This window comes from Novosphingobium sp. G106, from assembly GCF_019075875.1.
Taxonomy (GTDB): Bacteria; Pseudomonadota; Alphaproteobacteria; order Sphingomonadales; family Sphingomonadaceae; genus Novosphingobium.
The window spans coordinates 77,496-90,571 of record NZ_JAHOOZ010000004.1 but is presented as its reverse complement, the minus strand read 5'-3'; the positions used below and the strand labels follow the sequence as shown (position 1 = coordinate 90,571).

The window sequence follows — 13,076 nt, the reverse complement described above, 5'->3', positions numbered from 1 at the left end:
CGATGATCTCAGAGCCCATACCTAAGGACTCAAACTCCTATATAAATCCGATACGCGAATCGGTTTTTTAAAGATTTTTAGAGACGGGAAGGGGGGAATCGGCAAACCGCTCCGACATCATCGGTCAATTTGTAGGTTTCAAGCCGTGAATCCGGGCAAAACTGCCAATAGGCTTGCATCACCCCCCTGAATCCTGTTGTTACCTCGCCATCCGCAGCCCCTAGATTCGGGGAAGGGCACAGCGAATGAGTGGCGACCCAACAATGCCAATCGGGCACCAATACGCTCTCGCCATGATCGACGGGGGCGAAGCAAAGGTACGATCCGTTGCCGAAATGGCCGGAACGCAGCTTACGCTCGATGCGTTCCTGCGGGTTCACGACGAGGAGCCAGTACCGGCATTTCTCCACTCCGCACTTTGCGCCATGTCGCTGCCCACAAAGCGACCCAAGGACGATACGCTTCCGATTCTGCGCGAGGACGGCAAGTACGCGCTCGCTATCAATCCTCGGCCGGTACTTCAGAATATCGATGGGAAACCGGTGCTCAAGAGCCTGGGCGTCCCGTACGGCGCCTATCCAAGAGTGGCATTGATCTATCTCCTGTCACAGGCGGTCGCCAAGCAATCGCGCGATGTCTATCTCGGACGCAATTTCACCGAGTGGATGCGGCGTCTCGGCTATCAGACGATCTCCTATGGCCCTCGGGGCACTGCCAATCTCATGCGCGAGCAGGTCGACCGGCTCCTCGCCTGTGAATGGCAGATCCGCTGGGATGACATGGACGCCGGCGATAACGCCTTCGCGGTCCGCGACGTCAAGATCTCCAACGAATATGCGGGTTCGCTCGATAAGAATGGCGCCTTCGCTCGCGAAATCCGCATGTCCGAGGCTTTCTACAGCCAGCTCGTCGATCATGCGGTACCGCTAAATGAAGTTGCCATCCGGGAACTCAAGGGCACCCCAACGGCGCTCGATCTCTATACTTATCTCGCTTATCGCCTGCCGCGCATAAACAGCGCCAGGCCGCAGATGATTTCGTGGGATCAGCTTGCCAAACACCTGGGGAACGAAGCCGACAGCAAGCGCTTCCGCCAGACCGTTCGCGAGACGATGCAACTAGTCTCGGCGGTTTACCCCAACGCGAATGTCGATGTTTCTGGCCGGAAAGTGGTTCTGCATCCATCGCCCGCGCCGCTCGAGCGCAGGCTCGTCGGACCACACCTGCGTTTGGTGGGCGCTGCCAGCGAACAAAAAGCACCGAGATCATCGGTCGAAAAACCCGGAGCGAGCAAGGCCACCCCAGTCAGGCCCGGCGACGAACTCTATGCTTTCCCGAGCGGCTCGCTGAACTATGGCGAACGCGCCAAGGCGTTTCGTGACATTGGACTCGAGAAGGGCAAGCCTTGGTCTGTCGACGCAATGGCAGATGCGTTCCGTGCCGGTTTCGGTGATATCAAGCGGGCCCGCACCGATAGCGAATGGCTACGCGTGTGGGAGGCTTTCGTCGTGCGCTACGCTGAGCGCCGGTCTGCGACCTCGGAAGAATGAAGGGCGCGTAAAGTTTGGCACCACACCGATGATCTCCGTGCCCTTTAGACTCCCAAGCTGAATCGGCCGACCAACACAGTCAGCTGAGACTTCGAGATCGATCGCGAGCCGTGAAAGGCTGGCCCGCCGTGCGCAGACGCTACAATCCATCCATTTGAGGATTGCGGTGGAGCTGTGCGATCATCGATCTGAGGAGCGATGCCGTCGCGGGCAGGGGAGGGGCGTCGATCTCCGGCATGGAGATCGACACTACACCAATGCAGCATACTGGGGGGAGGGGGAGACCATCGGGCACAGCAGTCCCCATCGAGGGAGATCTGCTGCAGCCCTGACGACCTCCGCAGGATCGACGCAGCTAGCGCCGAGCAGATGTCAGGATTGTACTTCGACGGCAGGCTCCGCCGCCTTCACTGGCTTCGGCGCTTTCGGCTTGGCGGTGGGCTTCGTTGCCGTCTTGGCTGCAGTCTTCGCCGTCGGGGCCTTCGCAGCTACCGGTGCCTTCGCGGTGGCGGGCTTGGCAGCAGTTGCCGGCTTGGGCTTTGCCACCGTTTCGCCTGGCTTGCGGCCGAGGCCAATCTTCTTCGCAAGTCCGCGACGCATCTCCGCGTAGTTCTTCGCAACCATTGGATAGTCGGCCTTGAGACCATACCGCTCGCGATATTCGGCCGGCGTCAGGCCGTGGCCTGAGAGGTGGCGCTTGAGCGTCTTGTACGCCTTACCGTCGATCATCGAGATGATGTGATCATCCGAAGCGAGCGATTTGCGGGCCGTAACAGCAGGGGTGTATTCCGGTGCCGGAGCGACTTCTTCTACAGCGGAAGAAGAACCCGCAAGGCTCGTAACCGCCCCGTGCATCTTATCAAGAAATGCTGGGACCTCTTCGGCAGCGGCGCGCGTATTCGGGTTGGCGAGCCACGCGATCGTGAGTTCAGTCGCGAGTTCGAGGAGGGTGGTATCGGGCTGTTCGTCGGCCATCATCATGTCCTGTTCGTTTGAATCTGCCGCTCGCATGTAACGAAAAGCGCTGTCGCGTCAATTAACGGCTGATTGGCAGGAAATGCAGAATAGGGGGGAGGCCGCGTTAATAACTGATTTACCATGATTTGGCAAAGCGGTCTTGCGGGTCTGGCGTGTTTCATTCGCCTGAGCGCCGGATCCGCTAACCCAGCTTTTGCCGATATCGCCGAGCCGCCTGATGTTGTCGGCCCCTATTGTCGTCCGAGATTTTGATCGGCTTGCAAAGCTTCAATCCGCTGAAGGATGGCGCGCCAGGTCCTCGCGCCCTCAAAGGCTCCTTCTGCTACGAGTTCGTCGACGCGCATAGATGCGAAAAGAAAGGCGGCATCGCCATGCTGGCGCTCCACCTCAAGCGCGCAGGCCCACAAATGCTGGTCTTGAGTCATCGTCATGTGCGCTGCCAATCCTAGCATAGGGAACGGCGGCTGCGTACCTACGACGTCGACTTGGTTCGGCAACAATTCAGCGAATTGATAGGGTTGGCCATCGCCAAGGGACCGTTCGGGGGAGATTGAGATTAATCGCAAGCGTCACCGCCTGGCGATCCCAGTCTTTACATCGCATGCGGATGGCGGTTGCGGCACACGCACGTCTCTATGCGTTGTTCGCACTTGCAGCATGGCCGGCTGTCACCCACATACCGGGTGCCTTTCAGGCATCCTCTCCCATAACTTTTCATGCCCGGGCGCAAGTCCGGGCTTTTTTTGTCAGTGCTCGGAATCGCTAGCGCGAAAGCCGGGGAAGGGGAGCATCACTGCTGTCCAACCCACTTTGCAGGGCAAGGCCATTCGTGCCAACGCTGCGCGAATGATCGCGCGCTCTATTTTCATCGAAGGCCACGTCCAGGGCGTGTTTTTCCGCGAGTGGACGATAGAACGAGCGCGGGAGATAGGCGTCTCTGGGTGGGTTCGGAACCTGACCGACGGCCGAGTGGAGGTTTACGTGGTCGGCGAAGCTGCCGCGGTTGGGCGATTTGTCGATCGCCTTCGTGTTGGATCCCCAGCATCTCAGGTATCCCAAGTGCACGTTGCCGATGCAGATATCGAGCGGCTTGACGGCTTTACTCGCCGGCAATCGGTCTGATTTCTCGCTAGCCCTGCATTCGCCGGGCAACCCGCGGGAGGTCTATCGCCACACCGGCATGGACGGCGCATCCGCATGAATCATGAACTTCTGAAATTTGAGTAGTCTTTCGGCCGACAATTTCCCGCCTAATTCTATTCGTTTCTCGACGCCATTCTTGCCCCGATGTCAGTGCTCTTGGCGCGGGGAATCGCCTCTGTTATTGCTCACCTGCGCTGTGCAAAGGGCAGCGCCGGGACTGGTAATCCCGCCTGTGAAGCAACTCGGACACTTCGGTTTCCGGGGTGTCGTCGCGCATGTCCAAGCCTTCGGGCCAAAGGCGGCGGCGCATGTCACAGGCATGTTACCAGCTCTCTAGCTGAGGTCCCCTCGGCTGGGGGGAGACGCCGGATATGTTTGATCAGAACATGATCTCGTTCCCTCTTCAAGGCCTGGACGGCAAGTATTGATCGACCCGAGGTGCAACACTCTCTCCGGGGTCGTGCGACAGCCTGATGGCTGATGGATCGCACGCCGCATCATGGTCCGTTCGTATCGAAGGGTGGAGCACCATCAACCAGGCACAGGGTCATCGCTGCCCTAAGTTGGTAAAATCGGCGTCTCCGGTCCCTCCGCCTCCCGGGAGGATCGTGCCATCCGCGTCCAGGCGGATGGATCTCGTATCAGGCCCGCGCCCCCTGCATCATCTGGCGATGCGGCTCGACGGTCTCGGTCTTGAACTGGAAGTGCGTGCCGTCGCGCCAGATGCCGAACATGATGACGGCCAGTTTGCGGGCAACAGCGATCTTGGCCTTGTTGTAGCCGACCTTTTTCGATAGGCGAACGCCCCAGTCCTTGAGCGAGCTGAAGGTCTTGGTCGCAGACATGATGACCGTGGCGGCGCCGACGAGGTGAGTTCGCGTCAACCGGTTGCCCATTTTGCTGATCGAGCCCTTATGCAGCGTCTCGCCGGACTGGCTGATCTTCGGCGTGAGGCCGAGATAGGCGGCAACGTCGTCGCAGCGCCGGAACCGCGTCGGGTCTTCGATCGCGGTGTAGAAGGACAGCGCGGTGATCGCGCCGACGCCGGGAATCTCAAGGAAGCGCCGGCACACCGGATGCTCCTTCGCCAGCATCTCCAGTTCCGCCTCGATGCGATCGGCCTCGATCCTGAACTCCTCGCAGAGCTTGAGGATGGGTAGGACGCGCGGGCGCATATTGATGCCCTCCTGATCCTGGATGATGAGCATTTGCTGCATCACACGCTCGCGGAACGTCGCGGAGGATTGTGCGCCGGGTTCGACGCGACCCCCATAGACGCGCAGCAAGCCGCGGATCATGGCTTCGGTCTCCACGCGTTGTTGGACGAGGCGGTGCCGCATGATGATCTGCGCCCTGACTTCGAAGCAGGCCGCGCTCTTCACATAGACTTCGGTCAGATATTCCCGACCTGTCCGCGTGATCTCGGCGAGGCCGCGCGCATCGTTGGTGTCGGTCTTGTTGCGCTTGATCGACAAGACCTTCTTACATTGTAGGGCATCGAGCATGGTGACGCGATAGCCGAGCCGTCTCAGGCTGGTGGTCAGATGCGTCGCCATCGCGCCCGACTCCAGCCCGATCATCGCTATGTTCGTTTTGAAGTTCTTCGAGAAATAGCGCCCCATCTCGGTCGCGTTCGACTTAACCGAGCATTGGTGGACGACCTTGCCGTCGCTATCGACAACACAGACAGCCGTCGATCGCAAACCAACATCGAGGCCGATCCAAACACGCCCGCGCGCCGGGTCCACTTCGGCAGCTTCCTTCAGCGCCAGGATAGCGGGATTGGTGATCTTCTTCGCCATTACGTCCTCCTTCACGCACGATACCGATCGCGGCATCATGCCCGCTGAAGGAGAAAAAAGACCTCAGCTAAACCGCACCCGGCGGCTCCCGCGCCTAGTGTGCGGGAGTTCGGGACCCTTTTCCGCATCCGTCTCGTCCTTCCGCCTCGCCGCTTTGATGCGGACCGGAGGTACCAATGGACGAACTTAGCCCTGTTTCACCGATGCGCCGCTCGCCTGGCGCGGTGGCAAGTCTACCCCGAACACCGCAGGCCGGACCGTCGGGCAATCTCCATAACGCCACGCTGACGGCGCTATGGCAAGGAGATGACAATGCACCGGTTCAACTTGTCAGAACCCGGGAGGGGCGAAATCTGAGTCGTGCTCGCTTCCAGCGTGCGCACGAATTCATGCGGCCCTTAGAACCTGGTTCGCCCGGCAACTGGCCTGACTTTCTTTACAGCGCAGGTATCGTGGCCCAACTGGCGTTATCCTCTCACTTGCTCGACGTGGGTTTTCGTGACGATTGGTGTGCTCGTCATATCGGCCTCTTCGTCTCCAGCTCGCTTGCCTATGCCAATGCGACGGGGTTAGGACTCGAATGCCCAGAGACAGCGCGACTGGCGCAAGTTCTGTCCCCGTACAGCCAGTGGAACTGCCTGTCCCTGGTAGAGAATCTTCCTCCGAACGACGGTGGTTTCACTCACAATGAGATTCGGTCGCTACTTCGCGCGATGACGGACCATGTTGGGCACATCACCGGTCACGCTCCGCGTCGTCCAAGAGTTAGGCGCGCTGCTTCCTAGCAGGCTGTTGAAGAAGTCGGTGGCGCGACGGATGTGGACGTGATTCAATCGTTGGCGGTGATCGTCGAGAGGTTGAGATGCGAGGCACGGATAAGCGGTCGGGCGAGCTGTTTTCCTACGTGGATCTGGAGCAGCGTGTCCGGGCCGACCATCCGTTGCGAGCAATCCGAGGGGTCGTGAGCGAAGCGCTGGAGGCGCTGTCAGGGGAGTTTTCGGCGCTGTATTCCGGCATGGGGCGGCCCTCAATCGCGCCGGAGATGCTGCTGCGAGCCATGTTGCTCCAGGCCTTTTACTCGGTTCGGTCCGAGCGGCAGCTGATGGAGCGCCTGGAGTTCGATCTGCTGTTCCGCTGGTTTGTCGGCCTCGGCGTGGACGAGCTGGTATGGGACCACTCGACCTTCTCGAAAAACCGCGATCGGTTGCTGGCTGGCGAGATTGCTGCAAAATTCCTGACAACGATCCTGGAGCTACCGCGCGTACGGCGGCTGTTGTCGAGCGATCACTTCAGTGTCGATGGCACACTGATCGAAGCTTGGGCATCGATGAAGAGCTTCCGGTCACGCGACGACGAGGGCCCCGGGAACGGCGGCGGTGGTCGCAACGCTCCTGCCGATTTCCGTGGGGAGAAGCGCTCAAACGACACCCATGCGAGCAGCACCGACCCCGATGCGATGCTCTACAAGAAGGGGCCTGGCATGGAAGCAAAGCTCTGCTTCATTGGTCATGGACTGATGGAAAACCGCTCGGGCCTGTTGGTCGACGCCCGACTTACGCGCGTTTCTGGCCATGCCGAACGACTGGCGGCCCTCGAGATGATCGAGCCGTTTGCGGAGCGACCGAGAGCCATCACGCTCGGAGCGGACCGTGGCTACGACGCGGCTGAGTTCGTCGAAGAGCTTCGCACACTCAACGTCAGGCCACATATCGCCCAGAACATCAGCAGGCGTCGTTCGGCGATCGACCGGCGCACGACCCGGCACGCAAGCTATGCGGCGAGTATCCGAGCTCGGAAACGCATTGAGGAAGCCTTCGGTTGGATCAAATCCATCGCAGGCTTCCGTAAGACCAAGCTCCGCGGCCTCGCTAAGGTCGACTGGGCTTTCACCTTTGCCGCGGCCGCTTACAACCTGATCCGCTTGCCCAAGCTTCTCGGAGAACCATCATGAGTGTCCGGGGCAAATGGCGCATCATCGAGATGCCTGACTTCCCGACCGATTATCCCGACATGGTCGAGCCGGCCTATATCTTGTTCGAACGCAACGGCGGGGGGGCGAGTTCGCCTTCGGCTGCTGCACCGGTCACATTTGGGAAGCCAGTACCACCGAAGCAACCAGCATCGACTTCTCCTGGGACGGCAACGACGAGATGGATGACGTCTGCGGCGATGGGTCTGCTGAACTCCAGCCGGATGGGTCTCTCCACGGCGAAATCTGCTACCGGCATGGCGACGAATATCCCTTCATCGCCAAAAAATGGAGTTCTTCAACAGCCTGCTAGGAGCACCAGTTCGACCACTCTGCCTAATTGCGTAGGCCGGCATCTGATCCGTGAGGTCCGGGGTCGGCGACGCGCAGTTCGGTAAGACTTTAACCGGCGCAGGTGGCCGCCGGATGCCCATACGGCATTAAGGGCGATGCGAACGGATTATCGGCAAGGCCTAGAAATCGATTCCCTGCTGATCGGCCCACTGACGGCCCAGCCACCCGATCAGCGCACCGCCGGCCATCATGGCCATCAGCGACACGGAGCGAGATCCGGATGGCCGCGAACGAGCTCTTCGAGCGCGGTGCTCGCGCGGCGATGTTCGTTTGCCAGCCTTGCCTCCTGCTCGTGAGCGATCGGATCCGACGCGCTCATACCTTCGGACTCAGCCTCTAATCTCTGGTCGAGGTCCTTCTTCCATTGGCAGAGCAGTTCATGACGGGTGGCGATATCGAGGTCGATATCCTCGGCGAGATCTTCGGGACTGGCATAGTGGCGGCGAGGATCGGGCGCTTTGTCCGCGGCGGCATCGTCCGAGACGGCTTGTGCGGGTTCGACTGCAGGAACATCGCTCATGGGATTCCTCTCGCCGGGAGATCCGGCGAAATGCCAAACGTGCGGTCCGGCGGTCAGTTCCTGGCGAGCAAGGATCGGCTGTCCCGCCGCTTGGCACTGCGTCATGGCCGCGGCTCGGGCCCGGCCCGTAAAAATCTCATCTCTGGACCTCGCTGATGGCGCGGCACCGGCGCAGCACGTCTGCCTAGGAACAGGCCTGGTGCCGCCGAGTTGATCAGTTGGGTCATCGCTGGAGGCGACCTTTATGGAAAAACAGACCAGGATCGAGATGTCGGACCTGTCGCGGCGCGTGACCATCGAGGGGATGATGGTCGACGTGCAGATCTTCAGGTTCGACGACGAGCCGGACTGGGTGATCGTCGTCGCCAACGAAAGCGGTAGAACGAACAGATGGGACGAGGTCTTTGCCTCAGACACGGCGGCGATGGCGGCTTTCCAGATCGTCGCTCAGGAGGAAGGGCTCGCTGCCTGCCTCTGCCAGGGCGGCGAGCTCGCGGTGCACTAAGCGGCCCTTTGCGCCATGCCACAATGACTTGGCCCCGCTTGCCCTCGCCGGTGCGAGGGAGCAGGCTTTGGCCTCCTTCGAGGGAGGAGATGTGATGGACGATCTGGAATCGAGGCTGCGCGGCGCCGACGAGCTCAGCGTCGCGGTGGCCATGGATCACGCCGCGATCAGCTGGCCGATCAACGATCGCGCCGAGCTACTCGAGGCATTCAATCGGATCCTCGACGTACTGGGCGTCCCAGACGCCGATGGCGATGTCTATACCAGCGAGGATTTGGCCGAGCCCTAGGCTCCTCCGGCGGAACCATGGCCACACCGCCGCGCTTCATGCGAGGACAGGAGAAACGCGATGCCCGAGCCCGACAAACCCCAGGACGAGCCGCCCAAACCGGCGGAGCATGACACCGAACCCAAGAACCCAAACGAGCCCAAGATGCCCAAACGGCAGGATGACGGCCAGCAGGCCGGTTAACCGCCGGTCTTCTCGAGGACCGGGGTTGCATCCTGGACGACCATCGGCCCGTCGTAGGGCCGGATGAGCGCCTTGGCCGTTTTTGCGTCGCCCTCGAGCCAGGCATCCCAGTCCTCGGGACGAAGGATCGCGGGCATGGCCTTGGGGTGGATGGCGCCGACGATCTCGTTGGGCGGGCAGGTCGCGAAGGCATAGGCGCGCCCCCGCGGCGTTTCCGTCCAGAGCCCTGCGAATACGCCCACGGGCTGGTCGGGCAGGCTGAACCAGGCTTGGCGCGGGAGCTTGTCGTCGCCTTTGCCGCCCGCGGGATGAGGCTCGGCGAAATGGGTAAAAGGGACGAGGCAGCGCTGCAGCGTGCTTGCGAAGGCATCGCGCCAGAGCGGCAGATGGAGATTGCGCGCGTTGGTGACGAACGTGTCGAGCATAGAGCCCGGGCGCTTGGCGGGGACCTGGTGGGGGAAACCCCATTCCATCCTTTCAGCAACGAGCGGCCGGTTGCCGCCGGGCAGCCGCCGCCCGACGATGCCGTGGCGCGGCGTCTTCTTTCCTGTCGGGAAGAGCTGTCCGGGCCGGTCGGTCCAATCGATATCGATTTGTTCGCCGTGAGCCTCGAACCAGGCGTTGATGGCCTTGTGGCTCTGATGTTTCCGGTTGCACATGGGTCATACATGGCTGCGCAGAGGCTCGGTGCCAAGATCGGCGCCGGTTGGACGGCCAAACTCGCCCACGAGGCGGGGATCGCGCGGACCAAGATACCAGCCCATCACCGCGCTGCGCCCGAGGCGAGATCAGCCCAGCCAGGACCCGGGCAGCAGGTGGTCCAGAATGCCAGGCTCGTGGCCGGACAGGCCAGGCGTCGGCGTCACAAGCATCAGCATCACGACATAGGCGGCGGTGAGTGCGACGAGCGTCCAGATGAAGCGGCGCCAGGTCACTTGATGACCGTGACCGCGTCTCCGAAGGCGACCGTGCCAACCGTCTGCCCATTCTCTGCCAGGACGATGATGTGGTGCTTTAAGTCTATATGGCCCGCAAGGACGCGGGCACTCGTCACTTCGCGCGCGGCCAGGACGACCTGCTCCAGTGCCGCGGCGTCGTCTGCCCATTCGCTGCCATCGTCGTCGATAGCGGTGATGTCGTTGTAGAGATTGAAGAAATACTGGGGCATCATCGCTCAAGTGGCGAGGCCATCTTTTGGTTCCGCCCGCTTAACCTATGTTCTGGCGCTCCGTGCGTCCTAGCCCAGAGTCGGGCCATGACAGAGTCCCCCATCACCGTTGCCATCCCCTGGCAAGACGTCCGCGCCGCGCTCGATCTGCTGCAGGGCGGTCGCGCAGCCGCGTTCCGGCAATAGGGTTGTGATCGATTGCGAGGACGACGCGGATGCGCAGCGGCTTCTGGGCGCATTCAAGCATGCGCGTCTTGCCCAGACTGTCTAGGTGCGAATAAACTAGCGCCCAGCCGCCAATTCGGAAGTCGCCTTGCCCCGGGAGGCAGGGCCTCACGCGGCAAGGCGCATCATTTTACAGGGTCGGCGCATCCGGCGTTGGCTGGACCCGGGCGTCGCTGCTGAGAGGGCCGCCGGCGATCGGCACTGGGCGGGGGTCAGGCGCGCGGCGCTGGTTCTGGACATAACGATAGGCGCCGTAGCCAAGAGCGGCGAGCGCGGCGAGTTTCAGCATGGCGGATCTCCTTGTGCGTGACCTGTCGATCTGGTCTGGGGCAAGGGGTGAACCGGGACTGCCAGCCAAGGGTTCCAGCGGAAAACCGTCGTGGATGCGAAATCCTGCGCATCTGACGATGAGCCGAGGCAAAGGCTCGGATAAAGCGAGATATGGCAGGCGAGATAGCTCTTGCGCCCCCCACAGGCGCGAGGCCCTCCGCCGTGCAGCTGCGAACGACACATGCGCCGCATCCTCGCGGGACGTGGCTATTCCTGCCCCAAGAGGCCTCCGCTTTAAGCTGCTGTGAGCGAACTTTCTTGCCCTATCGCAGTTAGGTCTCGTCTCGAAGCTAGGTGGTGGCGATATGTTAACGCCCGGCGCACAGGATGCTGGCGTTTGGTCTGGAATCCTCCTCGGTGCCTTGACCAGATTTTGGGAAGGACCGCTGATGGCTGCGCGCCAGGATAGCCTGACTGCCGACAAGCGGGCGACAGACAGGGTCTCCGCGTCCATGCCCGGTGTCGTGCGGATTGCAGTCGGTGACCTCCAGGTCACCGTTCGCAACATCTCGGACGAGGGCGCGATGATCGAGGGCGTTAGCGATATCGAGATCGGCTCGCGTGTCGCGGTCCGCATTCGGGGCATCGGCTGGGTCGATGCGAAAGTCGCCTGGGCGATCGCGCCGCGATGCGGCCTGGCGTTCGACCGGGCAATCGACGCGCAGACCGTCTTGACCAAACCCTAGCGGCAATCATCGGCAATTTGTCTGGGCTGCGTCAGCGCAAGCATCGCAAGCCGCTGTTTCCCTTTAGTCTTCCAGTGCGAGCTCTTCCTGGAACTCGCCAAGGTCAAGGGCAGGATAGTCGAGGGCATCGTCGCCGATCGGCTCTAGGATGCAGGCGAGATACATGTCGGGATATTCGGCTTTGAGGTCGACCGCGCCGCTGCGCGCATCAACGATCGGGTCGGCACGGACGTAAATCGCCGCGGCGGCGAGATCGGCGGGCAGCAGGTCGGCGCCGGCACAGAAGTCCTCGAGCGCGGCCATCGGCGCTTCGCGCGGCAGCTCGCCGCGCATCACGCGGAGCTGGGTACGCTCGTAAAGACCCCAGCCCGCTTCGAACTGGTCGGTCGTCAGCTTGACGGTGTTGAGCCGGGCTATGGCCGCGCGGCGTTCGGCGGGCGTTGCGCGAAAACCGGGAAGGACGAAAAGGTCAGACATGGCGGAGTGCCTCAGTTGGGTAGGGGATTGGACAAGGTTTGCGATTGGGCCAGTGCATTGATCGGGTGGATGCCGGTCTCATCATAGACTGCGCGAAATTTTCTAGCGTGGGCGTGGACGCGCTTGCCCAAAGTCTCAGCCCCGAGCCTCAGCGATTGGCTGGTGGGAAACTCCGGTGCCTGCTCGAGAACGGCGGCAAGTGCCATAAGCACGCCGTCGATCGCCGCATCGGGATCCTTGGTGTCGTTCTCGCCGCTTTTCGAGGCACCCAGGATCGCATCCAGGACCATGTTGGCGACGAAATAGGAGGTGGTTCGGTCGGTCGTAGCGGTCGCGACGACGCTATCCGCAGGTTTGTTTTCCATCGGGCGTTCCTTCGGGCCGGCGACTCGGGCCGCTTACGATTTTAGAACATAGAAGGAACAAAGCAAATGACGGCGTGCTTCGCCGGGCATAGAATGGCCGCTTCCTGATTCGAGAGGAGAAACCGAAATGCACCGCCCATCAACTCTGACGACCAGCCTTATCGACGGGGAATTCGCGGCCGATCCGCAAGTCGAGTTCGACTTCGCCACCGCGGCGGTAGCAGCGCCAGAGCCGGCACCAAGCACAGAGCCGGCGCCACTGCCCGGCCAGCTTGCGCCCACGATAAGGCTTTTCGAAGAGGTCCGCACTGCTCCGGAAATACAGCGGCAAAGCTTCGGCGAGTGGTTGGTCGCCCAGACGGATCGGAAAGGTTGGGTCGGCGACCTCGCCAAGGCGGCGAAGGCCGACAGGGATTTTCCCCGGCGCGCGAGCGCGGCGGATGTCAGGGCGCGCCTCCAGAAGATGGGCGCCGACGGCGACGTGTTCGAGGCGCTCGACGACGCTGAACTGGACTGGTCGAGCTACTGACCC

Annotated in this window: 18 protein-coding genes; 8 read left to right on the top strand and 10 right to left on the bottom strand. The window is 61.6% G+C overall.

The features are described 5' to 3' along the window. The first annotated feature begins 245 nt into the window (after positions 1 to 245). Positions 246 to 1,550, top strand: coding sequence for a replication protein RepA (locus KRR38_RS34265; RefSeq protein WP_217408226.1), 1,305 nt, complete (start codon positions 246 to 248; stop codon positions 1,548 to 1,550). A 372-nt stretch (positions 1,551 to 1,922) separates the two neighbouring features. Here KRR38_RS34265 and KRR38_RS34260 read toward each other — a convergent pair whose 3' ends face one another. Then, positions 1,923 to 2,525 (bottom strand): MucR family transcriptional regulator, encoded by a 603-nt coding sequence (locus KRR38_RS34260; RefSeq protein ID WP_217408225.1) that lies wholly within the window; start codon positions 2,523 to 2,525, stop codon positions 1,923 to 1,925. A gap of 233 nt (positions 2,526 to 2,758) precedes the next feature. Next, on the bottom strand, positions 2,759 to 2,959 hold the full coding sequence (locus KRR38_RS34255; RefSeq protein ID WP_217408224.1) for a DUF6961 family protein: 201 nt from the start codon (positions 2,957 to 2,959) through the stop codon (positions 2,759 to 2,761). Between the two features lie 226 nt (positions 2,960 to 3,185). On the opposite strand from KRR38_RS34255, the gene KRR38_RS37595 reads away from it, so the two are divergent. Next, a complete protein-coding gene (locus tag KRR38_RS37595) occupies positions 3,186 to 3,650 on the top strand; it encodes an acylphosphatase (protein WP_309141257.1) in 465 nt (154 codons plus the stop codon). Positions 3,651 to 4,312: 662 nt separating this feature from the next. Here the strand turns inward: KRR38_RS37595 and KRR38_RS34245 are convergent. Beyond that, positions 4,313 to 5,473, bottom strand: a complete 1,161-nt coding sequence (locus KRR38_RS34245) for an IS110 family transposase (protein ID WP_217403750.1) — start codon at positions 5,471 to 5,473, stop codon at positions 4,313 to 4,315. A gap of 862 nt (positions 5,474 to 6,335) precedes the next feature. On the opposite strand from KRR38_RS34245, the gene KRR38_RS34240 reads away from it, so the two are divergent. Further along, the gene (locus tag KRR38_RS34240) at positions 6,336 to 7,424 is read left to right on the top strand and encodes an IS5 family transposase (RefSeq protein WP_217408222.1); all 1,089 of its coding nucleotides are present in this window, start codon (positions 6,336 to 6,338) and stop codon (positions 7,422 to 7,424) included. A gap of 568 nt (positions 7,425 to 7,992) precedes the next feature. Here KRR38_RS34240 and KRR38_RS34235 read toward each other — a convergent pair. Continuing rightward, positions 7,993 to 8,316: a hypothetical protein gene (locus tag KRR38_RS34235; protein WP_217408221.1), complete on the bottom strand. Its 324-nt coding sequence runs from the start codon at positions 8,314 to 8,316 to the stop codon at positions 7,993 to 7,995. 244 nt (positions 8,317 to 8,560) lie between these two features. Between KRR38_RS34235 and KRR38_RS34230 the strand changes: the two genes are divergently transcribed. The 3 genes from KRR38_RS34230 (at position 8,561) to KRR38_RS37185 (ending at position 9,293) form a co-directional block, all read left to right on the top strand. Beyond that, a complete protein-coding gene (locus KRR38_RS34230; protein WP_217408220.1) occupies positions 8,561 to 8,821 on the top strand; it encodes a hypothetical protein in 261 nt (86 codons plus the stop codon). Between the two features lie 94 nt (positions 8,822 to 8,915). Next, entirely contained in the window at positions 8,916 to 9,110 is a 195-nt protein-coding gene (locus KRR38_RS34225) for a hypothetical protein (protein WP_217408219.1), read from the top strand. Positions 9,111 to 9,170: 60 nt separating this feature from the next. After that, entirely contained in the window at positions 9,171 to 9,293 is a 123-nt protein-coding gene (locus tag KRR38_RS37185; RefSeq protein ID WP_256449661.1) for a hypothetical protein, read from the top strand. Here the strand turns inward: KRR38_RS37185 and KRR38_RS34220 are convergent. The 4 genes from KRR38_RS34220 to KRR38_RS34205 all read right to left on the bottom strand — a co-directional run bounded on the left by KRR38_RS34220 (position 9,290) and on the right by KRR38_RS34205 (position 10,975). Beyond that, positions 9,290 to 9,952: an SOS response-associated peptidase family protein gene (locus tag KRR38_RS34220; RefSeq protein WP_217408218.1), complete on the bottom strand. Its 663-nt coding sequence runs from the start codon at positions 9,950 to 9,952 to the stop codon at positions 9,290 to 9,292. The genes KRR38_RS37185 and KRR38_RS34220 overlap by 4 nt on opposite strands. Positions 9,953 to 10,081: 129 nt before the next feature. Further along, positions 10,082 to 10,228, bottom strand: a complete 147-nt coding sequence (locus KRR38_RS34215) for a hypothetical protein (protein ID WP_217408217.1) — start codon at positions 10,226 to 10,228, stop codon at positions 10,082 to 10,084. Continuing rightward, positions 10,225 to 10,461, bottom strand: coding sequence for a DUF6894 family protein (locus tag KRR38_RS34210; protein WP_217408216.1), 237 nt, complete (start codon positions 10,459 to 10,461; stop codon positions 10,225 to 10,227). Before KRR38_RS34210 ends, KRR38_RS34215 begins: the two co-directional genes overlap by 4 nt. Positions 10,462 to 10,816: 355 nt before the next feature. After that, positions 10,817 to 10,975, bottom strand: a complete 159-nt coding sequence (locus KRR38_RS34205; RefSeq protein WP_217408215.1) for a hypothetical protein — start codon at positions 10,973 to 10,975, stop codon at positions 10,817 to 10,819. A 430-nt stretch (positions 10,976 to 11,405) separates the two neighbouring features. Between KRR38_RS34205 and KRR38_RS34200 the strand changes: the two genes are divergently transcribed. Continuing rightward, positions 11,406 to 11,702, top strand: coding sequence for a PilZ domain-containing protein (locus tag KRR38_RS34200; RefSeq protein ID WP_217408214.1), 297 nt, complete (start codon positions 11,406 to 11,408; stop codon positions 11,700 to 11,702). Between the two features lie 63 nt (positions 11,703 to 11,765). On the opposite strand, the gene KRR38_RS34195 is transcribed toward KRR38_RS34200, so the two are convergent. Both KRR38_RS34195 and KRR38_RS34190 read right to left on the bottom strand, forming a co-directional pair. After that, complete coding sequence (locus KRR38_RS34195; protein ID WP_217408213.1) at positions 11,766 to 12,179, bottom strand: hypothetical protein; 414 nt, start codon at positions 12,177 to 12,179, stop codon at positions 11,766 to 11,768. A gap of 11 nt (positions 12,180 to 12,190) precedes the next feature. After that, complete coding sequence (locus tag KRR38_RS34190; RefSeq protein WP_217408212.1) at positions 12,191 to 12,544, bottom strand: hypothetical protein; 354 nt, start codon at positions 12,542 to 12,544, stop codon at positions 12,191 to 12,193. Positions 12,545 to 12,671: 127 nt separating this feature from the next. On the opposite strand from KRR38_RS34190, the gene KRR38_RS36835 reads away from it, so the two are divergent. Beyond that, a complete protein-coding gene (locus KRR38_RS36835; RefSeq protein WP_254515905.1) occupies positions 12,672 to 13,073 on the top strand; it encodes a hypothetical protein in 402 nt (133 codons plus the stop codon). Positions 13,074 to 13,076: the final 3 nt, after the last annotated feature.

Excerpts from the sequence above, each read along its gene's own strand:
- KRR38_RS34265 (WP_217408226.1), top strand. The coding sequence starts at position 246 with ATGAGTGGCGACCCAACAATGCCAATCGGGCACCAATACGCTCTCGCC.
- KRR38_RS34260 (WP_217408225.1), bottom strand. The coding sequence starts at position 2,525 with ATGGCCGACGAACAGCCCGATACCACCCTCCTCGAACTCGCGACTGAA.
- KRR38_RS34255 (WP_217408224.1), bottom strand. The coding sequence starts at position 2,959 with ATGACGATGACTCAAGACCAGCATTTGTGGGCCTGCGCGCTTGAGGTG.
- KRR38_RS37595 (WP_309141257.1), top strand. The coding sequence starts at position 3,186 with ATGGCCGGCTGTCACCCACATACCGGGTGCCTTTCAGGCATCCTCTCC.
- KRR38_RS34245 (WP_217403750.1), bottom strand. The coding sequence starts at position 5,473 with ATGGCGAAGAAGATCACCAATCCCGCTATCCTGGCGCTGAAGGAAGCT.
- KRR38_RS34240 (WP_217408222.1), top strand. The coding sequence starts at position 6,336 with ATGCGAGGCACGGATAAGCGGTCGGGCGAGCTGTTTTCCTACGTGGAT.
- KRR38_RS34235 (WP_217408221.1), bottom strand. The coding sequence starts at position 8,316 with ATGAGCGATGTTCCTGCAGTCGAACCCGCACAAGCCGTCTCGGACGAT.
- KRR38_RS34230 (WP_217408220.1), top strand. The coding sequence starts at position 8,561 with ATGGAAAAACAGACCAGGATCGAGATGTCGGACCTGTCGCGGCGCGTG.
- KRR38_RS34225 (WP_217408219.1), top strand. The coding sequence starts at position 8,916 with ATGGACGATCTGGAATCGAGGCTGCGCGGCGCCGACGAGCTCAGCGTC.
- KRR38_RS37185 (WP_256449661.1), top strand. The coding sequence starts at position 9,171 with ATGCCCGAGCCCGACAAACCCCAGGACGAGCCGCCCAAACCGGCGGAG.
- KRR38_RS34220 (WP_217408218.1), bottom strand. The coding sequence starts at position 9,952 with ATGTGCAACCGGAAACATCAGAGCCACAAGGCCATCAACGCCTGGTTC.
- KRR38_RS34210 (WP_217408216.1), bottom strand. The coding sequence starts at position 10,461 with ATGCCCCAGTATTTCTTCAATCTCTACAACGACATCACCGCTATCGAC.
- KRR38_RS34205 (WP_217408215.1), bottom strand. The coding sequence starts at position 10,975 with ATGCTGAAACTCGCCGCGCTCGCCGCTCTTGGCTACGGCGCCTATCGT.
- KRR38_RS34200 (WP_217408214.1), top strand. The coding sequence starts at position 11,406 with ATGGCTGCGCGCCAGGATAGCCTGACTGCCGACAAGCGGGCGACAGAC.
- KRR38_RS34195 (WP_217408213.1), bottom strand. The coding sequence starts at position 12,179 with ATGTCTGACCTTTTCGTCCTTCCCGGTTTTCGCGCAACGCCCGCCGAA.
- KRR38_RS34190 (WP_217408212.1), bottom strand. The coding sequence starts at position 12,544 with ATGGAAAACAAACCTGCGGATAGCGTCGTCGCGACCGCTACGACCGAC.
- KRR38_RS36835 (WP_254515905.1), top strand. The coding sequence starts at position 12,672 with ATGCACCGCCCATCAACTCTGACGACCAGCCTTATCGACGGGGAATTC.